At 36.6% G+C, this 23,730-nt stretch carries 22 protein-coding genes and 1 other annotated feature; of the genes, 5 read left to right on the forward strand and 17 right to left on the reverse strand.

What is annotated here, in order from left to right; translation table 11 throughout:
- Nucleotides 1-47 precede the first annotated feature (47 nt).
- From MKX53_RS11495 to MKX53_RS11510, 4 genes are all read right to left on the reverse strand, one after another.
- A complete protein-coding gene (locus MKX53_RS11495) occupies nt 48-1,463 on the reverse strand; it encodes a sodium:solute symporter family protein (RefSeq protein WP_340911369.1) in 1,416 nt (471 codons plus the stop codon).
- Between the two features lie 129 nt (nt 1,464-1,592).
- Nucleotides 1,593-4,004 carry a phenylalanine--tRNA ligase subunit beta gene (gene pheT / locus MKX53_RS11500; protein ID WP_340911372.1) on the reverse strand — a complete coding sequence of 804 codons (2,412 nt, stop codon included), beginning with the start codon at nt 4,002-4,004 and terminating at the stop codon, nt 1,593-1,595.
- A gap of 13 nt (nt 4,005-4,017) precedes the next feature.
- Nucleotides 4,018-5,055 carry a phenylalanine--tRNA ligase subunit alpha gene (gene pheS, locus MKX53_RS11505; protein WP_340911375.1) on the reverse strand — a complete coding sequence of 346 codons (1,038 nt, stop codon included), beginning with the start codon at nt 5,053-5,055 and terminating at the stop codon, nt 4,018-4,020.
- Between the two features lie 121 nt (nt 5,056-5,176).
- Nucleotides 5,177-5,408 (reverse strand) — a binding site (T-box leader).
- Nucleotides 5,409-5,460: 52 nt separating this feature from the next.
- On the reverse strand, nt 5,461-6,225 hold the full coding sequence (locus MKX53_RS11510; protein WP_340911377.1) for a TrmH family RNA methyltransferase: 765 nt from the start codon (nt 6,223-6,225) through the stop codon (nt 5,461-5,463).
- 90 nt (nt 6,226-6,315) lie between these two features.
- Between MKX53_RS11510 and sspI the strand changes: the two genes are divergently transcribed.
- The 3 genes from sspI to MKX53_RS11525 all read left to right on the forward strand — a co-directional run bounded on the left by sspI (nt 6,316) and on the right by MKX53_RS11525 (nt 9,162).
- Entirely contained in the window at nt 6,316-6,525 is a 210-nt protein-coding gene (gene sspI, locus MKX53_RS11515) for a small acid-soluble spore protein SspI (RefSeq protein WP_093536931.1), read from the forward strand.
- A gap of 252 nt (nt 6,526-6,777) precedes the next feature.
- Nucleotides 6,778-8,163 carry an FAD-binding oxidoreductase gene (locus tag MKX53_RS11520; protein WP_340911379.1) on the forward strand — a complete coding sequence of 462 codons (1,386 nt, stop codon included), beginning with the start codon at nt 6,778-6,780 and terminating at the stop codon, nt 8,161-8,163.
- A 9-nt stretch (nt 8,164-8,172) separates the two neighbouring features.
- Nucleotides 8,173-9,162: a bile acid:sodium symporter family protein gene (locus tag MKX53_RS11525; protein WP_340911383.1), complete on the forward strand. Its 990-nt coding sequence runs from the start codon at nt 8,173-8,175 to the stop codon at nt 9,160-9,162.
- 293 nt (nt 9,163-9,455) lie between these two features.
- Here the strand turns inward: MKX53_RS11525 and argF are convergent, their stop codons facing one another.
- The 6 genes from argF to MKX53_RS11555 all read right to left on the reverse strand — a co-directional run bounded on the left by argF (nt 9,456) and on the right by MKX53_RS11555 (nt 16,272).
- Nucleotides 9,456-10,421, reverse strand: coding sequence for an ornithine carbamoyltransferase (argF, locus tag MKX53_RS11530; RefSeq protein ID WP_093536928.1), 966 nt, complete (start codon nt 10,419-10,421; stop codon nt 9,456-9,458).
- 333 nt (nt 10,422-10,754) lie between these two features.
- Nucleotides 10,755-11,561 carry an erythromycin esterase family protein gene (locus MKX53_RS11535; RefSeq protein ID WP_340911386.1) on the reverse strand — a complete coding sequence of 269 codons (807 nt, stop codon included), beginning with the start codon at nt 11,559-11,561 and terminating at the stop codon, nt 10,755-10,757.
- Nucleotides 11,562-11,782: 221 nt separating this feature from the next.
- Nucleotides 11,783-12,271, reverse strand: a complete 489-nt coding sequence (locus tag MKX53_RS11540) for a hypothetical protein (RefSeq protein ID WP_340911388.1) — start codon at nt 12,269-12,271, stop codon at nt 11,783-11,785.
- Between the two features lie 406 nt (nt 12,272-12,677).
- Nucleotides 12,678-13,766, reverse strand: coding sequence for a M42 family metallopeptidase (locus MKX53_RS11545; protein WP_340911391.1), 1,089 nt, complete (start codon nt 13,764-13,766; stop codon nt 12,678-12,680).
- Nucleotides 13,767-13,840: 74 nt separating this feature from the next.
- Nucleotides 13,841-15,718, reverse strand: a complete 1,878-nt coding sequence (locus MKX53_RS11550; protein ID WP_340911394.1) for a DUF2207 domain-containing protein — start codon at nt 15,716-15,718, stop codon at nt 13,841-13,843.
- A 68-nt stretch (nt 15,719-15,786) separates the two neighbouring features.
- A complete protein-coding gene (locus MKX53_RS11555; protein ID WP_340913334.1) occupies nt 15,787-16,272 on the reverse strand; it encodes a dUTP diphosphatase in 486 nt (161 codons plus the stop codon).
- Nucleotides 16,273-16,365: 93 nt separating this feature from the next.
- Between MKX53_RS11555 and MKX53_RS11560 the strand changes: the two genes are divergently transcribed.
- Together MKX53_RS11560 and MKX53_RS11565 are read left to right on the forward strand one after the other, a co-directional pair.
- Nucleotides 16,366-16,749, forward strand: coding sequence for a sigma-w pathway protein ysdB (locus MKX53_RS11560; RefSeq protein WP_093536918.1), 384 nt, complete (start codon nt 16,366-16,368; stop codon nt 16,747-16,749).
- Nucleotides 16,750-17,152: 403 nt separating this feature from the next.
- A complete protein-coding gene (locus tag MKX53_RS11565) occupies nt 17,153-17,695 on the forward strand; it encodes a tetratricopeptide repeat protein (RefSeq protein ID WP_340911397.1) in 543 nt (180 codons plus the stop codon).
- Between the two features lie 161 nt (nt 17,696-17,856).
- Here MKX53_RS11565 and MKX53_RS11570 read toward each other — a convergent pair whose 3' ends face one another.
- From MKX53_RS11570 to dnaI, 7 genes are all read right to left on the reverse strand, one after another.
- Entirely contained in the window at nt 17,857-18,306 is a 450-nt protein-coding gene (locus MKX53_RS11570; protein ID WP_340911399.1) for a DUF4362 domain-containing protein, read from the reverse strand.
- A 330-nt stretch (nt 18,307-18,636) separates the two neighbouring features.
- On the reverse strand, nt 18,637-18,921 hold the full coding sequence (locus tag MKX53_RS11575) for a DUF1294 domain-containing protein (protein WP_093536916.1): 285 nt from the start codon (nt 18,919-18,921) through the stop codon (nt 18,637-18,639).
- A 60-nt stretch (nt 18,922-18,981) separates the two neighbouring features.
- Nucleotides 18,982-19,341, reverse strand: a complete 360-nt coding sequence (gene rplT, locus MKX53_RS11580) for a 50S ribosomal protein L20 (RefSeq protein ID WP_093536915.1) — start codon at nt 19,339-19,341, stop codon at nt 18,982-18,984.
- Nucleotides 19,342-19,367: 26 nt separating this feature from the next.
- On the reverse strand, nt 19,368-19,568 hold the full coding sequence (rpmI, locus tag MKX53_RS11585) for a 50S ribosomal protein L35 (RefSeq protein ID WP_093536914.1): 201 nt from the start codon (nt 19,566-19,568) through the stop codon (nt 19,368-19,370).
- 29 nt (nt 19,569-19,597) lie between these two features.
- Complete coding sequence (gene infC / locus MKX53_RS11590) at nt 19,598-20,119, reverse strand: translation initiation factor IF-3 (protein ID WP_217646099.1); 522 nt, start codon at nt 20,117-20,119, stop codon at nt 19,598-19,600.
- Nucleotides 20,120-20,417: 298 nt separating this feature from the next.
- Entirely contained in the window at nt 20,418-22,343 is a 1,926-nt protein-coding gene (gene thrS / locus MKX53_RS11595) for a threonine--tRNA ligase (protein ID WP_340911402.1), read from the reverse strand.
- A 439-nt stretch (nt 22,344-22,782) separates the two neighbouring features.
- Nucleotides 22,783-23,721: a primosomal protein DnaI gene (gene dnaI, locus MKX53_RS11600; protein ID WP_340762908.1), complete on the reverse strand. Its 939-nt coding sequence runs from the start codon at nt 23,719-23,721 to the stop codon at nt 22,783-22,785.
- Between the last annotated feature and the right edge of the window lie 9 nt (nt 23,722-23,730).

Below are 23,730 nucleotides of genomic sequence, written 5' to 3' on the forward strand. Positions count from 1 at the left end.
AAGCCCTGCGAAAGCAGGGTTTTTCATTTGGATGGAGGTTTTTCCACTTAACTAATCATTGTTTCTTTCGAAGGTAAAAATTTCGAGAAAACTATTGTCATAATAACTGATGCAAGGACACCCCATAATATTCCTATTGTTAAAGAAACAACTGCTCCAGCCAAAATACCAGTACGTGCTCCCCAAACAGAAACACGACTATTTCTTGTTCCCATTTCAAAGGCGGTGGTTTTCTTATTCTTCCATATTAATCCTACTATTAATACCGGAACAACTCCACCACCGGCCATCGAATATGCAAGAGAAAATAAGTCAATAATAGAATCTGCCCAAATAGCAGTAACTATCGTGAACATACCAAACACAACCACACTAACTCTTGTTAACTTAAGATAAAATGCATCTTCTTTTTCTTTCATATTTGGAATAACCAAATCATTGATGATTACAACAGCAGCAGAATGCAGAAGAGATGAAGCGCTAGAAATGGCAGCCATGAAAATCATGATAAAGAAAGCAAACGCTGCAAATTGCGTCATTTCTTCTAATATCAACCACGATATAGCATTTTGGGCATCGAGCGTGGGATTTTGAATCTTAACTATCAACCCACTAATAGTTGCTAGAATCGTAAAGATAATTGCAACAACCCCACTGATAAGCATGGCACGACTTGCTGACTTAGAACTTTTAGAAGCAAAGCAACGTTGCCAATACACTTGTGCAGCTAAGACACCCAAGGTCCCTGTCACAAACAGCGTTAACACTTCCATTACAGATAAATTCATTTGAATTAGTTCACCCGATCCAACATCTGCTAAACCCGATTTAAGAGTTGAATAGCTAAAATCAATTCGATTAAATACTTGAAAGTAAAACCACACTGCTATTGCGATAAGAATTGCTCCTTGAATAAGGTCTGTCCATACCACTGAATACATACCACCTACAGCTGTGTAAATGATAAACACTGCCGAGAATACTAATATCATTAGAATAGGATCAGCCCCTGTAAAAGTCGAGAACAAGGCACCCATACCCATAGCCTGGCCACTGACCCAAGCAATCATAATAGATGAAGTCAAAATGGCAACTAGACTTCGAGTGATACGATCGCGTACGATTAAATCATTCATCATTTCTGCTAATGTTTTGTATGTAAATTTTGCAGCAAATCCCGCAAATACGAGAGCAAATATGATTTTGGCTCCTTGCTCACCAATAACAAAAGGTATATTAGCTATCCCAATCTCATATCCCTTAGATGAATGACCAACAAAATTTCCAACGCCCATAATAGTAGCAATATCAGTAAATAATAATAAGAAAAAAGGCAGTGTCCCTCCAGCTATCGCATAATGAGCAAAACTTGCGTCCGCCTTCTTTTTAAAGAAAAACGACATACCAATAAAGAACAAAGATAATATAATGGTTATCGTCCATGTCCAAAAACCTAATCCCATAAAACCCCTCCCCTTTTTTTCTATTCCCTATGCACCGCACAATTCAAACACTATTCTGAATTATTCTTAATTGATAAAAAATTAATAAAAAAAGAGCAGCACCATTTGGCACTGCTCTAAATGTATTCATTATCCTCTTAACTCTGCTCCTGCTTTTTCAGCAAGTGCTTTTAATACTTTGTTATGAGCATTTACTACTTCTTCATCTGTAAGTGTTCGCTCTGGATCGAAATATGTTAGGGAGAATGCAACCGACTTCTTGCCTGGTTCCATTTTTTCTCCTTCGTATAAATCGAATAGATGTACATTTTTAAGTAATCTACCACCAGATAAATGGATAATTGCTTGCAGTTCTCCAGTAGCTTTTTCACTATCTACGACTAATGCAATATCACGTGAAATGGACGGGAATTTAGAAACTGGTGCATAATACAATGCTTCAACTTCTTTGTTTAGCACTTTGGCTAAGTTCAATTCCAATACATAGGTTTCTTTTAAATCACGAGTTTTTTGCTCTGATGGATGTAATTGAGCGATTAACCCAATTTCCTCTCCAGCTAATTTGATAGAAGCAGTACGTCCAGGATGTAATCCTTCTACTTCAGCTCGTTCAAATACAACTTCTTTTGAAAGGCCAAGAAGATCCATTAATCCTTCTACAATTCCTTTTAACACAAAGAAATCAACTGCTTTTTTCTCACCCTGCCAGCTATGATCTAACCATTTACCAGAAATTACTGCTGCTAGATGCTCTTGCTCATGAGGTAAACCTGATTCTGTTTCACCTAAGAAAACAGATCCTACTTCATAAAGCGCAACTGTATCTGCTTGGCGTGCTGTATTATATGTTACTGCTTCTAGTAGATGTGGTATTAAGCTTTGACGAAGGATACTACGATCTTCACTCATTGGCATTAATAACTCTGTTACAGGAGCAGTTTCTAAAGCAAATTTTTGGGACATTTCTTTAGAAGTTAAAGAATACGTAATCGCTTGGTAAAGACCCGCACCTTCTAGATATGCACGTACTTGACGACGTTTTGCTTGGTAAGATGATAATCCGCCTGGTTTAGATTCCTCGACTGGTAAAGTCATTGGGATTTCATCATAGCCATACATACGAGCAATTTCTTCTATTATATCTTCTTCAATTTTAATATCTTGACGACGAGTTGGCGCTTTAATGTACAAAAGACCATTCGCTGCTTGGTAGTCAAATTTCAATCTAGTTAAAATTGATGTCATATCCTCTAAGGATATTTTCATCCCTAAACGGTTATTGATGAAGTCCGGAGATACAACCACTTCAGCTGGAGTTTTGTCTAGCTCATCAACCATTACTGAACCAGCTAACACTTCTCCTCCTGCTAACTCTGCAAGAAGACTTGCTGCACGTTCTGCCGCAAGAATTACACGGTTAGGATCGACACCTTTTTCAAAACGCGCACTCGCATCACTGCGTAGGTTGTGATCTTTTGAAGTTTGACGAACTGATCCGCTAGCAAAGTATGCTGACTCGATAACTACCGTTGTCGTACCATTATGAACTTCCGAATTAGCCCCACCCATTACACCGGCAATGGCAATTGGCTCTTTACCATTAGTAATAACTAAATGATTCGATTTTAATGTACGTTCTTGATCATCAAGGGTAACAATTTTTTCCCCTTCACTTGCAAGACGAACAACAATTTCTTTCGTTTCTAGACGATCATAGTCAAATGCATGTAGAGGCTGACCGTATTCCATCAATACATAGTTCGTAATATCTACTACATTATTATGTGGACGAACACCTGCAGCCATTAAACGATGTTGTAACCAAAGTGGTGATTCTTTCACTTGAATATTCTTCACAACTTTTGCAATATACATTGGATTTTCTTCCATTGCCTCTACTTTTAAGTTCAAATAATCAGAGGCTTTTTCATTGCTTTCCGAATAAGATGCTTCAGGATACTGCATATCCTCAGATAAAATTGCACCAACTTCATAAGCAACTCCGAGCATACTTAATGCGTCCGAACGGTTAGGCGTTAACCCAAGTTCTAAAACTACATCATCTAAGCCTAGTAATGGGAGTACACTTTCCCCTGGAACTGCTGTTTCCGGAAGAACATAAATTCCATCCGCATACGCTTTAGAAACAAGGCGTCCTTCAATGCCTAATTCTTGAAGCGAACAAATCATACCGTTTGATTCTTCTCCGCGAAGCTTGGCTTTTTTAATCTTCATGCCGCCTGGAAGTACTGCTCCTGGACGAGCAACGATTACTTTTTGTCCTGCTTCTACATTAGGTGCTCCACAGATAATTTGAGTAGTCTCTTCGCCAACATCTACCTGACAAATATTCAGCTTATCCGCTTCCGGATGTTTCACTTTTTCTTTTACATACCCAACGACAACATTTGTCATTCCATGAGAACGATCAATCACAGCATCCACTTCAATACCTGCACGTGTGATTTTCTCTCCTAAATCTTTTGGATCTAACCCTTGTGTATTTACATATTCTGATAACCATTTCGTCGAAACTAACATGTCAAATTCCTCCTTACACTTCTGTTCGGTGGAATTGCGATAAGAAACGCACATCATTCGTATAGAAATGACGAATATCTTCCACTCCATATTTCAACATTGCAATACGTTCTGGACCCATACCAAATGCAAATCCAGAAAGTTTTTTAGAATCATATCCAGCCATCTCTAAGACGTTTGGATGAACCATACCTGCACCTAAAATTTCAATCCACCCAGTTTTCTTACAAACGTTACAACCATCGCCGCCACATTTAAAACAAGAAATATCCATTTCAACCGAAGGCTCCGTGAATGGGAAAAAGCTTGGGCGCAGACGAATTTCACGATCTTCCCCGAACATTTTCTTCGCAAATATAGAAAGAGTACCTTTCAGGTCGCTCATTCGAATATTTTCACCGATTACAAGCCCTTCAATTTGTGTGAACTGATGTGAGTGCGTTGCATCATCATTATCACGGCGATACACTTTACCAGGGCATATAATTTTGATCGGTTGCCCTTCTTTTGCTTCCATCGTTCTTGCTTGAACGGGAGAAGTATGTGTACGTAAAAGAATATCCTCTGAAATATAGAAAGAATCCTGCATATCACGAGCTGGATGACCTTTTGGTAAGTTCAACGCTTCGAAATTATAATAGTCTTTCTCTACTTCTGGACCTTCCGCAATTTCATACCCCATGCTGATAAATAAATCTTCAATCTCTTCTACTACACGAGTAAGTGGATGATGATTTCCAGTCTTAATAGGGCGACCTGGTAATGTTACATCAATAGATTCTTTTTCTAGCTGTTCATTAATAGCTTGTTCTTGAAGTAAAGTCATACGAGCTTCTAATACAGTAGTTACTTCTTCACGTACTACATTTACTAGTGCCCCCATTTTTGGACGCTCTTCTGCTGGAAGTTTACCCATTCCTTTTAGAAGGTCCGTAATCGGTCCTTTTTTCCCTAAGTAGGCAACACGCACGTCATTTAGTTCCTTGACGCTCGCTGAAGCTTCAATTTTTTGTAGTACTTCTTCTTTTAACTGTTGAAGTTGTGCTTCCATGTTAATGATCTCTCCTTAATCAAATTCGCCTTGTCTGATTGGACAACAAATTTTGCACCTTATCTCGCTAAGAAGTATCCCTTCTCAAAATATGTACAAAATAAAAAATCCCCGCCCCTATAAAAGGGACGAGGACTAATTTCGCGGTACCACCCTGATTATTGCACAAAAACAGTGCAATCACTCAATTCGACTAACGGCTCTACACCGGCACACCTTTACAGCAATTGCTGGTCCCGGTGGCAGCTAACGGGGTGAACTTCTATATGCATTCTCTAGTTACACTTTCAGTCAAGGTGTAAAATCCCTTATGTCGAATTGGCATATATACTTTTCCCGATGACAGCTTTTATCTATCATATTACATCTATTATACGGACTTTAGTATTTTTGTTCAAGTCTGATTTATTTTAAAGTAAGGCCATATAACAGAATTCCAGTAGCTACTGCAACGTTTAGTGATTCTGCTTGTCCCAATAGTGGAACGATAATATTTTGATCGGTTTGCTCGAGAAGCTCTTTGTTCATACCACTACCTTCATTTCCAACGATTAACGCAAACGCATCCACTTTTTTCACTTCATGAAAAGGAGTAGAATTTTCAAAAGCTGTGCCAAATACGGTTACTTTTCGTTCTTTCAACTTCTCAACCCAGTCAGGAAGATTTCCTTTTATAATTGGCAAATGAAAATGTGATCCTTGTGCTGACCGTAACGTTTTTGAATTGTAGACATCTGCAGATCCTTTTCCAAGAATAACAGCATCAATCCCAGCAGCATCTGCAGTCCGAATCATTGTACCGATGTTCCCTGGATCCTGCACAGCATCTATTAACAATAGACGACTCCAGTTATCATGCTCTTCATCCTTCACAGTTTGTTGTTTACAATGTGCAAATATACCTTGTGTATGCTCTGTTTCCGCAAGTTCTTTCTTAATCACATCATTTATTTCGACAATTTCTAAATTGTCTACATCCCAACTGTTAGGAATTTCACTATTATCACTGATCATGATTGTTAACACATTTTCTTTTTGTTTTATCGCTTCTTCAATTAGGTGATAACCTTCTATTAGGAATTCGCCACTTTTATCTCGCTCTTTGCGTACGCTTAATAATTTTTTCCAATGCTTTACTAGCGTATTTTGGGGTGATTCAATTCGTTTCATCTATATGTAACCGCCTTTTTTATATAAGTGTAACAAAATCATGTATAACTGGCGAGAGTTTGGGGAAGATAATTGCGAGGAGTGATGAAAATGGATTTTCAAATTAGAGAAGCGATAACTGCTAATATGAAAGGTCACACTGCATCAGACATTCGCGGTGTAGTAGAAGATGCTATCCAAAAAGGCGAAGAACATTTACTACCTGGACTTGGTGTATTTTTCGAGAAATGGTGGAACATGACAGACGAATCTAACAAACAATCTGTATTAAACGAATTGGCAACTGCATTTGCAAAATGAATGAAATTCCGTGGAGATAAAAAATCTTCGCGGAATTTTTGTTTAGTCAAAATATTTTTAAAATTAAATATAACGCTTACAACACTATTACACTAGTTTTTAAAGCCAATATGCAATATATTAATTTACTTTTATATCCATATAATACAATTTCCTTAGTTTACCTTTTCATTATTAATGATTATAATCATTTTATTGGAATCCTTCTAAATATTCTAATAAATATATCATTCTATTAAAGAGGCGAATAAAGTGAGTACATCTATTGAAAATATTTTAAATGAACTAAAAAAAGTTTTAAAAGAAGACCAGGTTTCAATCAATCTAACCGTAAGAGAATTACATAGCAAAGATGAGTCGTATCATGAGACATGTCTTCCTGACATAGTTGTATTTCCGAAAAACACGAATGAAGTTAGTGAAATTATGAAACTAGCCAATCATTATCAGATTCCCGTCGTCCCTTTTGGACGTGGTTCCAGTTTAGAAGGTCATATAATTCCGTATGATAACGGAATTACAATTGACTTCTCTTTAATGGATAAAATATTAGAGGTACGAGAAAATGATTTACTAGTAAAGGTACAACCTGGGGTGACACGTTCACAATTAAACAAAGAACTAAAAAAGTATGGACTGTTCTTCTCCGTAGACCCAGGAGCAGATGCAACACTCGGTGGAATGGCTGCTACTAATGCAAGTGGGACTACAACTGTTAAATATGGTGTCATGCGTGATCAAGTTCGTGATTTAGAAGTTGTCCTTGCAGATGGAACTGTTATACACACGGGAAATTTAGCGGCAAAATCAGCATCTGGGTTCCACTTAAACGGACTATTTGTTGGCTCGGAAGGGACACTAGGTTGTTTTACTGAGTTAACACTAAGAGTATACGGGATACCTGAATTTACTACTGCAGCTCGAGCAGTATTCCCTTCTGTTCAAAGCGCGGTAGAAGCCGTCACTTCTATTTTACAGACTGGAATTCCAATAGCACGCGTAGAATTAGTCGACGAAGAATCGATTCGTCAAGTAAATCGTTTTAGCGAAACGAATTATGTAGAAAGCCCAACCTTATTTTTAGAATTTGACGGAAATGAAGCAGGACTAAAACAAGATGTCGAGTTTACAAAAGAAATAATGGAAGACCATGGCTGCGTGGATATTCAATTCGAAACGGATAATACAGCACGTACAAAGCTTTGGGATGCTAGACATAACCTAGCTTATGCTTATATTCACGGGCATGTCGGCAAAAAGATGATGGTTACCGATGTGTGTGTTCCTATTTCGGAACTAGCTGATGCAGTCGTATATGCACGTAATGAATTAAGCTCGATTGGACTCATAGGCGGACTTACTGGGCATGTCGGAGATGGAAATTTCCACGCGATTCTGATGATTGACATGACTGATGCAGTGGAAGTTGCGAAGGCAGAATCTTTCAATGAAAAAATTGTCCATTATGCTTTGGAGCGTAACGGCACTTGTACAGGAGAACACGGGGTTGGTATTGGCAAACAAAAATACCAAGCTTTAGAGCACGGAGCAGCCTTACAGGTGATGGAAAAAATTAAAATAGCTCTCGATCCAAATAATATATTAAATCCCAAAAAAATCGTAAATATAGAAAGTTAGGTGTATAACATGAAATTGTTAGAGTCCATTAGTAATTTTGCAGGTAAGTATTTTGCTTTTCTCGTAATTATTGTTGCAGTTGTAGCATTTTTAATACCGGAAACATTTTTACCATTTGGAAAGTATATTACGATTTTACTAGGTATTGTTATGTTTGGGATGGGTTTGACTTTAAAGGCTGTCGATTTCAAATTAATCGCAACACACCCTAAACCAGTAATATTCGGCGTAATTGCACAGTTTCTAATAATGCCAATTACCGCTTTTGCCATTGCATATTTGTTGAATTTGCCTAGTGAATTAGCAGCCGGACTAGTATTACTTGGTTCTGTACCCGGAGGGACTGCATCTAATGTAATGGTTTATTTGGCTAAAGGTAATGTTCCACTTTCTATAACGATGACATCCTTCTCCACGCTACTAGCTCCTTTACTAACACCAGCATTATTGCTTTTATTTGCAGGACAGTGGATGCCAGTAAATGCAGTTGATATGTTTAGGTCCATAATACAAGTAATTATTGTTCCAATCATCCTTGGATTATTAGTGAAGAAGTTGTTCCCTACTGTTGTAGAGAAGAGTATAAACGTAGTACCCTTAATTTCAGTATTAGCAATTATCACGATTGTTTCTGCTGTTGTTGCAGGAAATGTAGATAATATTGCTTCTGCTGGGTTACTAGTATTTTTAGGAGTATTCTTGCATAATGGAGCAGGTTTACTGCTAGGATATTATGCCGCAAAAATCATGGGATTATCGGAGTTAGATCGACGAGCAATTTCTATTGAGGTAGGCATGCAAAACTCTGGATTAGGAGTAGCACTTGCAACCGCTCATCTAGGACCACTTGCAGCACTACCGAGTGCATTAGGTGCTGTATGGCATAATATTTCTGGACCGATCTTAGCCACTTACTGGTCTAAACGTCCTGTGAAGGAAGCAAAAGAGAACACTGTAAATTCTAGTGACAGCACAACAACAAAAGCCCAATTTGAATAGACTTCATTATTTTGAGTAGAGTGCAGGCCACTCTACCTTTTTATTGGACTGGCCGAGTTGTATTGCCTAAACAAGATAATTCGATAGTGAAATGAAGCATAAAAAAATTGTCTTAATCGTCGACATAATCGACAACTAAGACATTTTTTATGTAATAAAGAGTGTTCAGCGTCTCCCGAATCACTCTTCCTATGTAGTGATGAAGCTATCCATCTTGATAAGCAGCATCACGGAAATATTTATACTTACAAATGAATAGACAAACCCTGCCTTCTCCATTTGGTGAAACCTTTTTAAGCCATAACCGATGCAAGTACTGCTTTTTGTGCATGCAAGCGATTTTCTGCTTGTTGGAAAATATAAGAATTAGGACCATCAATTACAGAGCTCGCAACCTCTTCCTCACGATGAGCAGGTAAGCAATGCAAAAACATATAATCGTCTTTTGCATTTGACACTAATGCATCATTAATCTGGAAGTCTTTAAAATCAGCCAGTCTTTTTACCGTTTCATCTTCTTGACCCATCGAAGTCCAGACATCTGTATATACAACATCCGCATTAACTGCTGCTTCAATTGGATCATTCGATACGAACAGCGACCCACCATTTTCTAAAGCAATTGCCTTAGCTTTTTCTAGTATTTGCTCATTAGCTTCATAGCCAACTGGTGTTGCTACCGCAATATGCATTCCCATATTGGCAGCTGCTATCACAAGTGAATGTGCGACATTGTTTCCATCCCCTATATATGCAAGCTTCAAGCCAGCGGTATATCCTTTCACTTCATGAATCGTTAAGATATCTGCAAGCGCTTGGCACGGGTGAAAAATATCTGTTAACCCATTAATTACAGGAATACTAGCATGCTCGGCAAGTTCTTTAACCATCGCATGTGAATTTGCACGGATCATGATTCCATCTAAATAACCAGATAATACGTGCCCTGTATCATATACAGATTCGCCACGCCCAATCTGTAAATCACGTGCATTCATGAACATACCATTACCACCTAGCTGCTTCATGCCTACTTCAAAGGAGATTCTTGTACGGGTTGAATGTTTCTCAAAAATCATCCCTAAAGTTTTACCTTCCAATAAAGGAGGACATTTACCAGCCTTCGTCAACATCTTCAAGTCAACTGCTAACTGGATTAGGTCCGTTATTTCCTCCTTAGAGTAATCTAAAAGTGTTAATAGGTCTTTCCCCTTTAAACTATCCACTACTTTTAAATTCACCCACTCAAGTAACTTCATTTATAAAAACTCCTTTTTCCGTATATTTATGTAATTTTTATTATATGTCTGAATAAATATAAAGTCAAGTGCATTTATATACATTAATAAAATTTAATTTCCTTCCTATTCTTTTCGCCTCTTTATGCTTCCCACTTCATGGTTTTACTTCATTTTCTGTTTTTGGAAAATCTAATGAATACCTAATAATATGTGGCAAGAGAAGAAGCGCATAACAATAACAATAAAATAAAAAAGGGAATCGCGTGAGCGGTTTCCCTTTTTTATTTAAACCCATAGTTAATAAAAACCCTAAAATATCTCTTTACAAAATAGAATGGAATTTTATTATATCTATTCTTTCACACTTGTCGGTGTAGCTTCTTTTACAATAATGATACCATCATATGCCTCATTCGGCGTCATTTCTATTGTGTAAAACATCTTTAAAAATTTATACCACATGCGGAAATCATCGCCGATGTTTGCCATCTTTTGCTCCTTCGAAACTATCTCCTCTAAATCACCGGACTCACTCGCCTTTTCAAAATCCACGTAAAAAATATTTGATTCCACCTCTTTGAAAGCATCTACTAAATCATTGTGATTTTTCACTTTATAATTTTTACGATCTCCAGAGCCGCTATTTTTTGACTGGAAATTGCTCTCTATAAAATCCGTACCAATTGCAAAATACTCATCCCCGTATAACTCATCTAAATAATTGCCCATCGATTTGTAGCCGGCTAATGACGCAGAAGTTTTTTCTATATGTCCATTATGACCGTTAATAAATACTTTCTCGTTACCTCTGGTTGCTTCAAATTGCATAATCCATTGCATATTGTCCGTCAAATACTCATCTCGCAGCTGCATATAATCTTTATCATTTAAGAACAATTGCGTACGCTGCTTCATGATTTGTGCGTATTGTAGGGCAAAAGTGTACATTTCCTTTGTTGATTTTCCCACATAAGCTGCTTCATTCGATTGTAAATCTAGAATTATCTCATCTATTGTTTGCTTGGCCTCGTTTAACTGTTCCGTAGTTAACTCACGCATTTTCTCATTCGAGACATGTTCAAGTTTTAATTCATAATTTTTAAATGCATCTTGGTTTACTGTTTTGTAGTATTTAAGCACTACACTTTTACTACACAAAATACTACACTCTTACTACACATAAAAAAGCCTTAAAACCCTGTAAAATCAAGGCTTTAAGACTTTTTACTACACTTACTACACGCAAAATCTATATTATTACAACTACAGACACTTATTATATATAATATGTATTATATTTTTATAAATATTTCAAAAAAGAAAAAAAGAGTGTAGTAAACTACGCTTAAACTCGTAGTAATTAAAAAAAGAGGAGCTAATTAAAGCTCCTCATCTAAAATATCATCAAAAGTTATATCATCATTTTTCTCGCAAAATTTACAGTATCTCATACCATTCTTAATAGCGTCCTCTTTTTTCATAATAGTCCATCCTGTAAAATTTTCTCTCATTTCTGGACGCCAGTTTTTAAAACATGAAATATGTGTATGATATGTTTTTCCACCCTCAGCTATTAAAACTTTGTCAGGATCATCTAATTTCATATAACTACTAATATTAAGTACCGTACCGTCAATATCTGTAATTTTTACTTTATCTTCCATCTTTACTACTGGCTTAGGATCCGCTTTAGGCTTAGGCTCATTAATAGCCTTTTTATATGCTTTATTAGTAGAATAAGCTAGAAATAATAATACTCCACCAACTACTAAAAATACTGGCATAAAAAAGCCGAAAAATACAAATATAATACCAGTAACAAAATAAGTTACTCTGTTAATTCTAAAATTACGTATATTTTTATCCATAGTTACCTCTTAACGTTTTAAAAGATATATTACTATAATATTATACAAAAGTAAAGAGAATTTAAAGAAAAAAAATCCCACTCGCTAGATATGTAGGTTATCTCTTTTAAATGCGCTCCAGTATTGGCTTAAATTACCATAACTATAACATAGATTTTATTTGAATTGAAAGTTTATTTTCATTACTATTTCCTTTATACACTATCAATTACGTGTCATTCGATATAATCTAAGATTTTCTGTAATAATTCACCAATTTAACAGATGAATAAATGTCTTATTTTAATTCACATCTAATAATTCAGTTATTTTAGACACGTAAAAAACCTTCCGACATTTGTCAGAAGGCTTTCTCCATTTTGTCCTAAAATTTTGCGAATCAGCCTTACCCTATAAACACCTACATTTAATCGAAAGTTATTTTGTTTACTGCATCGCGATCTAATTTTTTTATGACTTCAACGATTAGTTTTAGTGTATTTTCATAATCTTCTCTATGCAAGATTCCTGCATGAGAGTGTATATAGCGAGTAGCAACTCCAATCGCTAGAGAAGGAACACCATTTACAGAAATATGCATAGAACCTGCATCAGTTCCTCCACCTGGTATCGTTTCAAATTGATAAGGTATATTATGCTCATCTGCAGTATCCGTTACGAAATCACGTAACCCTTTGTGGGAAACCATGGATGCATCAAACAATACGATTTGAGGACCCGCTCCCATTTTGCTTGTCGATTCTTTTGCCGTAATTCCAGGAGTGTCTCCAGCTACACCTACATCTACTGCAAAGCCGATATCTGGTTTAATTTTGTTTGTAGTTGTTTTCGCTCCTCGAAGGCCAACCTCTTCTTGGACATTTCCTACTCCATAAACGATGTTTGGATGTTTTTCATCTTTCAGTGCTTTTAATACATCGATTGCAATTGCACAGCCAATACGATTATCCCAAGCTTTTGCTAAAAGAAGTTTTTCGTTGTTCATGACCGAAAACTCAAAATAAGGAACTACCATATCTCCTGGTAATACGCCCCATTCCATTGCTTCTTCTTTAGAAGATGCACCTATATCAATGAACATATCTTTTACGTCAGCTGCTTTTTTACGAGCTTCTGGAGATAGTATATGAGGAGGTTTTGAGCCAATAATACCAGTAATTGTATCCCCTTTACGCGTTACAATTGTTACTCGTTGCGCTAGCATAACTTGAGACCACCAACCACCTACTGTTTGGAAACTCAAGAATCCTTTGTCATCAATCTTGGAGATCATAAATCCTACTTCATCTAAATGTCCTGCTACCATTATCTTAGGACCATTCGGATCTCCAACTTTTTCTGCAATAAGACTGCCTAAATTATCGTATTCAATTTTATCTGCGAAAGGCGCGATATATTTTTCCATCACTTCTCTTGGTTCACGCTCATTACCAGGAATTCCTTTTGCATCTGTTAAATCTTTTAACATCGTTAATGTTTCATCTAGCTTCGGCATTATTTCGACCTCCTAAATATATGTACCATTTAATTATATTCTAAATTAATGGCATTTTCAAAATTTAAAACACCTCAGTCAGCTCCTGCTCCACCACCACTATCTCCTCCAGAAAATCCGCCATCAGAAGAGGACGTCGAATCTTTGGTCCACCACCAAGACTTTCTAACATAGTCTATAGGATCTGTACTTGCGAGTAACACTGTAGCAAGGGGAATAGTTAGTTTCTCAACTGGAATAGCAATATTCTTTCTGCCTAGTAAATAAGCTCTAACTAGCCATTTTTCTTGTTCGATTTCATTCAAATTAGTTGGTATGCCATTCTTTAACTCTTTTCTATAGGATCGTACTGCATCCTTTGCTCGCACAGCATTCATCGAAAGAATATACTTTGGTAATGCCAGGTATAACATGATAAACAATAGCAGTAACCCAATGATTGAATTGACTGCATCTTCATTGCCAATGGATAGGGAAAAGAAAAACAACAGTACAATATATATACTGAAAAATAATGTGGAACGTTTCTTTATCCATAGTATGACTAAGAAAATAATCGTAAATATTCCAATACAAGCAATGGCCAAATTGCTTTGTACATTAGCGTAATATGCCAACATAGTAATCATTGAAACTATTAGTGTAGCTAAAGTGATAATTAGCAATGGAATTCTACTATTAATAGCTCCCACCTCTTCTAGCTCTTTTTCTACTAAATGATGCCACTCTGCTTGTTTCTTTTTAAAGTTCTTTACTTTAGTATGAAAGTATTTTGAGTTCTTATTATCTCTCGCGGCCCCTGCAGCATCATGTAAATGAAATGCCCACTTCCTAGATCCACTTCTAGTGACAAAAAGCCAACTAATCATTTGTTTTTCAAATATAGCAGTTGCTGTTTCCCCTTTTATAAGCCTGAAATCTAGCGTTTCTTCAGGAGCTTTTGGATCATCTTTAAAACGAAAAGCAGACTTTGCTAGTTTTACCTTAACTGCCCCTTTTTCTACTAATGAAAAAAGACCTGCAAGGAAAGCTTTTGGATGGATTTTCCCACATTTATCTATAAAAAATAAATATAATACATCTGTACTTAAAACTTCATCGCTACTTCCTTTTCTCCAAAAATGTCTTTGTGGTAAGAATAAGAGAAAGTTCACAATAATGATTAGAATTGCAAACGCCACTTTCGGTATGAAGGAGAAAATTTTATCCATGTAGGAGATTCTTTTATTCCACTTTTTTTGTTCATCTATTTCATATGTCAATGCGTCTTTGTAAGATATCGATGCTTTAGATTTTTCGGTTAGCGAAATCAGGTCGGCTGGAAATATTAAACTAGTTTTCGTTTCAGTATAGGCTCTTGACATATGACTAAAAAACCGAATCCCAAAAGTATTTTTTTCCGTTAACCCTTTTACTTTATTATACAAAACACCTTCAAACTTATTCGTTTCAACTGTTTCTGGTAAAATATAATCAATCGTTACATTAAAGTAATCCTGATCGTGTGCCTCTCCATCTTCAAAGTAAACAATATCCAGCTCATTATAATTGTCGTAAGCAGTGACAGCATTTTTAAGTGTATAGGCATACAAAAATGATACTTGTTGATCACGAAGATCTATTCCCGAATAGAATGTTCCCTTTTCTTGAGTCACTTCCAAGGGTGTCATCAAAGACTGTTCTATAAACCCAGGTTCCAAGTTTACTTGACCAAGCTTATACGCATAAAATTCCTCTACGTTTTTTCCGTGATCTTCAGGGAAAGAACGACGTAAATTAAAAAATGCCCCTTTAAAATTGTATGTAAACACTTCATTTACTAAAAGATCACCGTTTGGTTGAATCCAAGATTTTATATGTACTCTTTCAATGGAATAGGACTTTGCTTCCGCTACTAATCCAAAAGAAAGCGAGATTAATAATAATACAATAGAAATAAGAAACCTTTTCATCAATTACACCACCATTCCATAACATGTTGCTATTTTACGGTTTGTCTGTGAAAAGGTTTCAATTAATATTAATAACCGTTTTTTTGTCGTTCATAATTCATTTCATTTTTTGCAATATAAGCCTGTAATACATCCGCACTACTAAAACCTAATTTTCCAGCAATTGCTCCGTACATGATCCACACTTTTTCGTAGTGAATTTTCGTTGGTTCTTCCAAAAATGTCAAAATAGATTTATTGGCACCTATGAAAAGGGCAGTTAAATCACCCTCTATATCCTCAAGTGGCCACTCCTCTAAATCTTCTAGCTCTTTCTCTATACCAAGAGATAATATAAAGTGAATCGAATCGACATATTCCTCTAATATAACACTACGTTCGGAAGGTCCTTTTTCACTCCAAAATTTAAAGCATCTCGTTTCATTTGCTAATTCGGCAAGTTCCACAATTAGTGCCAGACCTTTTTTTATAAAAACATCCTCTTTCACTTGCTTGTTCGATTGAATATATTGGTCTAAAGCACGCTGCATCGTAAAAAGTTTATGTAAATTCATCATTTCCTCCAAATATTTTAATTTATTTTGAAACCAAACTACCTCTTCTATCGTATAGCAAGTACAATGTATTTTACAAGGAGGACATTTGAGATGTTCTATATCTTAAGATTGTTTATATTGGCACTGATTATATACGTTTTTTATAAAATCCTTCGCTATCTATTTGACCCTATGCGTAAACTAGATGAAGCATATGAGAAGGAACAATATTATTTTTATGATGAGGTAAAAAATGTTCGTAAAAACTTCTTTATCACATATAAAGGTGCCCTATTTGAAGGCGAAAAATATTTAGGTACGACTGACCAAGCATTCGAAGTCGTTTCTATTTTCATATGGACAAAGGATCCTGCTAAACTCCAAGGTTTGACGAAAGATGACTTACGTTTTTTACAAAATGAAATTAAGATGAATTATCCAGATGCCAAAATCAACTGGAAAAGCCCTATCGAGCAATTAATGCAAGATGAATAGAAATTCAAAAAAGTCGGTTGAGAAATTTCAACTGACTTTTTTGTTTAAGCGATAATCGGTAGATTTATAATAATTTTTCCTATACGGATGTGTGCTTGCCCCTACGCAAGAGCCTTCAGGGTATGACTTGTATGACTTACCTCTGTGAAAATTCTATAACTCCTTTGCAGAATCATCAGTCCTCTCTTAGATAACTGACAATTCCAAAAACTAATTGACGTATGTTTCCATGAATATTACTATAAAGAGGAACCTAGTGTTCATTCCTGATTTCTAAGGAGGATTAAAAGATAATGGTACTGTTTTTACAAAATTACTTTCAAAATTAGTAAATTCCCCGAGAGTATTGTGTTTATAATGTTACTTTGCCATTTGCAATACTACATTTGAGGGAGTTTTAAAAATGAATGATAAAATAATGAATAATACGGATAAAACAAATCTGCAATTGCTTTTAGACAATGCAATTGAATTGCGTGAAGAAGGACGCGCTAAGCAAGACCAAGACATTCTGAAAGAAGCACGTACTCTACTTTTAGAAATGGTCGCTACCTATCCAGATCACGCTGAAGTCAACTATCAGACGGGCATTGTTCATGATAACTCTGGATATTCGAAGGAAGCTATCCCCTATTATGTAAGGGCTCTCGAGCTAGGTCTCACAAAACAAGATCTTCAAAGATGTTTACTAGGTCTTGGCAGTACCTACCGAGCTTTGGGGTACTATCCAGAAGCAATTGAAACTTTAGGACGAGGTGTGACAGAGTTTCCCGAACATCGCGGACTACAAATTTTTTACTCAATGGCTCTATACAATTCCAAAAACTATAAACAAGCAATGGAGATTGCTTTGACTAACTTGATGGAAACAACGTCTGATGAAAATCTTCAGTACTTTAAAAGAGGAATTTCCTACTATGCTCAACACCTTGATGAAACCTGGTGATAATTGAAAATTATTAAGCCACAGATTCTAATTCGTTCTCTTTTAAGATTGTTAAATAACCTATTTTAATGCAATTAAAACGCAGTAATTCGTGAATGAATTCCTGCGTTTATTTATTTATAAAAAGTGTTTTATAAGAGGTGTTTTCGATTTTGTAATAGTCAATGCTCGTGGTCCTCTACTTGTTCCTTCATGACACTTAAGATTGTGAAGCTTTCAACGGGGGGATCTTGCTGACACCCTTCCAGTGTATAGGTGAATAATTGCTGTCCCTCCTCTGATACTAGCTCCGCACAGGTTATGTTCACTTTAGCAGGGTTGTCTCCCCGATCCTTATTTTTTGAACGATCAATTTCCAAATCGAATATAGATCCGTCGAAAGTTAAATTGTACAATGTTGGGTCTCCTTCCAGCGTATAATTGGTAATCCTTACGGAGGCCCCTTCTTTCGCTTCGATGTTGTCCAAGAATCGTTCAAAGCGCGGGAAATTGTAAACAGGTCCATGCATATTAATGACATCGCCGTTTTTAACCGCTGTTTCGCTATCATAGGAACAAGCGGATAGTATACATGTTCCGAGAAACAGTAGTAGATACAAAAGTTTTCGCATTTTAATCCTCCCATGGTATCCATGATATATCACCTTCAATGTATGCGCTAAACCATGAATCTATCCCGTAGCAATGCATAAAAAACATTTCAGAAGACGGTTTTTATGTTACCTTCCGCAAAATGTCATATACTGTTCACAGACAAAATAACATCATTCTACGCTTCTTTGGTACTATTGGCATCATTGTCGGCTTATTCACACCATAAAAAACCGCCATGAACCGTGGCCATCCTTCATTTTCAATAAGCTCTTAAAGGTCATTTAATTAGTGGCGTTCAACACAGTTCTGTCTGCTCAGCGGAAACCAGTGCAAAAAAAAGACAGCCTCTATGCAATGATAGAGCTGTCTGTTGTGAATATGTAAAATATTAAAAATGCATATAAAATCAGTAGCATCAAAAAGCCTACTCGAAAATTTGTATGCTTCGTTTTATGGCGAAATAATTGCATTCCAACATACGCACCGATTCCTCCACCCATAATTGCAAGTGTCCAAAGGGTTTTTTCTGATATACGTTGGCCATGTTTTTTTGCCTGTGATTTGTCGTAACCCATTACAAAAAAAGCAATAATGGACATGATTAATATGAAAACAAGAATAACATTTGTCATATTTTCTGCTCCCTGTACAAAAAAAGCTGATAGAATCTCTATCAGCTTTTTTAACTTAAATTATTTTGCGATTGCTTTTTTAGCTAAATCTGCAAGTTGTGTAAATGCTTGAGTATCAGTTACTGCAAGATCCGCTAACATTTTACGGTTAACTTCGATTTCAGCTAACTTCAATCCGTGCATTAAACGGCTATAAGAAAGACCGTTCATACGTGCTGCCGCATTGATACGTGTAATCCATAATCTACGGAAATCACGTTTTTTGTTACGACGATCACGGTATGCATACATGAATGATTTCATTACTGCTTGGTTAGCAACTTTGTATAATGTATGTTTAGAACCGTAATAACCTTTTGCTAATTTTATAATTTTTTTACGACGATTTTTAGTTACTGGTGTGCTTTTTACGCGTGGCATGATTCATTACCTCCTGCTATCTGTTATTATTTCATGTAAGTTAATAAAGTTTTGATACGTTTGTAATCGCCTGAAGATGCTACTTTAGATTTACGTAGTTTACGTTTAGCTTTAGTAGACTTGTTAGCGAATAAGTGGCTTCCAAAAGCACGGTCATGTACTAATTTTCCAGTTCCGGTTTTTTTGAAACGCTTTGCAGCTCCACGGTGAGTTTTCATTTTCGGCATGTCGAATTCCTCCTAAACAATTGTACTCTTTATTGTTTCTCGTTTTTTGGTGCAAGCACTAAAAACATACTACGGCCATCCATTTTCGGTTTTGACTCGACAGTGGATACTTCCGTACAAGCTTCTGCAAATCTATCTAAAACTCGTTGTCCAATCTCTTTATGAGTGATGGCACGGCCTTTAAAGCGGATAGAAGCTTTCACTTTATCTCCTTTTTCAAGGAACTTTATCGCGTTTTTCAATTTCGTTTGGAAATCATGTTCATCTATTGTTGGGCTCAAACGAACCTCTTTCATTATGATGATTTTTTGATTTTTACGAACTTCACGATCTTTCTTTTGCTGCTCAAATTTGAATTTACCATAGTCCATGATACGAGCGACCGGCGGCTTGGCTTGAGGAGCCACAAGGACAAGATCCAAATTTACACGACCTGCAATTTCAAGTGCTTCGTTACGTGTTTTTAATCCTAATTGATCGCCGTTCTGATCAATAACTCGTATTTCGCGTGCTCGAATGCCATCGTTTACATACATGTCTTTGCTAATAATGATCCACCTCCAAATAGTGTCGCGAATACATGGTTTGGGCATAAAGTTCATAAAAACGAACTAGTTACACCGTTTTGATCCATAAAAAAAGCAGACAGACATATGTTGTATGTCTGCCCGCCGATATGAGTACATGTAGAAAACTACATGTTACAGTCGATCACATGCTTACCAGTCAACAACACTTGTAGGTGTCAAACAGGTGAGAAGCGGGCAGCCTCTTCTTATACCGCAAACTTGTATTCAATAACCTTAATAACTATAGCATGTTGATACATTCATGTCAACACTAAATCTATTAATGTGCTACTTCTTCTTTCAAACGTTCTAAGAACTCCGCAAATGGAATACTTTCTGACTGTTGTTCTCCGTATTTACGAACGTTAACATTACCAGCTTCTAGCTCTTTATCTCCTAGTACAAGCATATACGGTATTTTTTGCATTTGAGCCTCGCGAATCTTGTAGCCTAGCTTTTCTTCACGGTCATCCATCTCAACACGGAGACCTGCAGCTACTAGTTGCTCTTCGATTTGTTTTGCAAATTCAAAATGCACTTCATTGGAAACAGGTATGATTTCTACTTGAACAGGAGCCAACCAAGTTGGGAATGCACCTTTATACTCTTCAATTAGGAATGCCACAAAGCGTTCCATTGTCGAAACTACTCCGCGGTGAATAACAACGGGACGGTGATGCTTGCCATCTTCTCCAATGTAATTTAAGTCAAAGCGCTCTGGTAATAAGAAATCTAGTTGAACAGTTGATAAAGTTTCCTCTTTACCAATAGCAGTTTTTACTTGAACATCTAATTTGGGACCGTAGAATGCTGCTTCATCTTCAGCTTCAAAATAATCTAAACCAAGCTCGTCCATTGCTTCTTTTAACATATTTTGTGCTTTTTCCCACATCTCATCATTATCAAAGTATTTCTCTTTGTTTTGAGGATCACGATAAGAAAGGCGGAAGGAATAGTCTTCTAAGTTAAAGTCTTTATAAACTGAAATAATTAATTCCACGACTTTTTGGAATTCTGATTTAATTTGGTCTGGACGTACAAATAAATGTGCATCATTCAAAGTCATACCACGAACACGTTGTAGGCCTGATACGGCACCTGACATTTCATAACGATGCATAGTTCCTAATTCGGCAATACGCAACGGAAGGTTTCTGTAAGAATGCATTCCGCTTTTGAACACCATCATATGATGTGGACAGTTCATCGGACGTAGCACTAATGTTTCATTATCCATTTCCATCGGTGGGAACATAGAATCTTGGTAATGATCCCAGTGACCAGAAGTTTCATAAAGCTCTTTCGAACCTAATACGGGTGTATATACATGTTTATAGCCAAGTTTTAACTCTTTGTCTACAATATAACGCTCAATAACACGACGGATAGTAGCTCCGTTTGGTAACCAAAGTGGAAGACCTTGACCAACTTTTTGTGAAGTTGTAAATAATTCTAGTTCTTTCCCAATTTTACGGTGATCACGTTCTTTTGCTTCTTCTAGCATATTTAAATGATGTGTTAGCTCTTCTTTTTTAAAGAATGCTGTACCATAAATACGTTGAAGCATTTTGTTATCACTATTTCCACGCCAATATGCACCAGCAATACTTAATAGCTTGAACTCCTTAAGCTTACCTGTTGACGGCACGTGAACACCACGGCAAAGGTCAAAGAAATCTCCTTGCTCATAAATAGAAACTTGTTCTCCCTCGGGGATTGCTTCTAAAAGTTCTACTTTGTATTCATCTTCTTTAAATTTGTCAAAAGCAACCTGACGAGATACATCATGACGAATGATTTCAATATTTTCATTAATAATTTTTTTCATTTCTTTTTCGATTAACGGTAGGTCTTCTGCAGTAATCGGTACTGGTGAATCAATATCATAGTAAAAACCATTTTCAATAACTGGCCCAATACCTAGTTTAACATCTTTGAAAAGGCGTTTAACTGCTTGCGCAAGTAAATGTGCCGAGCTATGGCGTAAGATTTCTAGCGCTTCGTCAGATTCAGGAGTAATGATTGAGATATCTCCATCCTCCATTATTGGTGATTTAAGATCGATTAGTACTCCACTAAGTTTTCCGGCAAGTGCTTTTTTACGCAATCCAGGACTGATCGATTGTGCTATTTCTTCTGTAGTTGTTGAAACAGGAAATTCCTTCACCGCTCCATCTGGAAACTTCAATTTAATAACTTCTGCCATTTTGAACACTCCTTTTATAATTAGAAAAGCGCAAGCGCCCGTTTTTAGCCCCAACAAGCACTGGAGCTATACATTGTGAAAACAACAAAAAAACCCCATCCCTAGAAAGGGACGAGGTTAAAGTCGTGGTTCCACCCTTCTTCTGTCTATCCATTACTTAAGAAGTAATGATGAATGAAATAGACGAAGCTCTGCATCGGCTAACGGGCCGGTGACCGGTAATTGCTATATAAATTCACAATCACTGCTCGGAGGTGGTAAATCGATTGCCGATACTTAAGAAGCTTACAGCCAAGGCTTCTCTCTCTTAAAAGTCGTACAAACTGATTGTTGTCCTCTTCTTTGCATTTTAACTATTCTTATGAAAATAATTATACGCCACAGAAAAATCAATTGCAAGATAGAATCAATTTTCGCCCTGCCGTCTCACTCTTTTTCATTAACTTTCTCTCCAATTTTTACCTTGAAGTGAGATTGGTGTCGTAAGTGCTTTAATCCGTTCCATAATTCGACCAGCTTTTACTACTTCCTTTTCCCCACGCTGTGTGAAAGATAAATGATGTTGTAATTCATCATAATTGAAGTTAGAAGACATAAAAGTTGGCAGTTGTTCCGACATTCGGTAATGCAGGATTGTCCCTAGTATTTCATCACGGGTCCAACTCGACATAATCTCCGCTCCAATGTCATCTAACATTAAAACAGGAGCACGTTTCACAAATTCAATCTTCTCAGCAAGTGAATGATCTTGAATCGCTTGTTTCATTTCTCTTAGAAATTCAGGTACATATACAACAACCGAATGAATATGTCTAGCGGCTAACTCATTTGCCAAAGCACCAAGTAAATAAGATTTCCCTACACCAAACTTCCCGTAAATATATAAACCTTTAGTTGGAAGTACGTTTGTACGCTCCCATTCATTCAAAAAGTCTTTAGCTGCACGAACAGCAACTACCCTACTGCCATCCTCTAAATCTACTCCGGCAAGCGTTGCTTCCATAACCTCTTTAGGCATATGAATACTGTCAATCATGGAAATAACTTTCTTACGCTCGTCTTCAATAATGCCTCGTTTACAACGAACAAAATTATTATCTATCAAATTTCGGTCAAGGACTAGTTTAGGTTCATACCCCTTCATGTAATTCTGACACTGATCTAGCGATGGACAAGAACCACAATCATGGGATTGAGAAATAAATTCATATAACTTACTCAAACTACGATCGACTATCTCTTTATTAATATCTGAGGCGTTCTCCTCTAGAAACTTTTGCACTCTCGTGTCTTCCAAAACTTCTTTTTTCATATCGTTAAGTCGTGTAGTAAATTCAGGAGATATAACTCTTTTTAAGGTTTCATTAATACGTTCCACTTTTGCCAC

Source organism: Psychrobacillus sp. FSL K6-4615 (assembly GCF_038008225.1).
GTDB lineage: Bacteria > Bacillota > Bacilli > Bacillales_A > Planococcaceae > Psychrobacillus > Psychrobacillus psychrotolerans.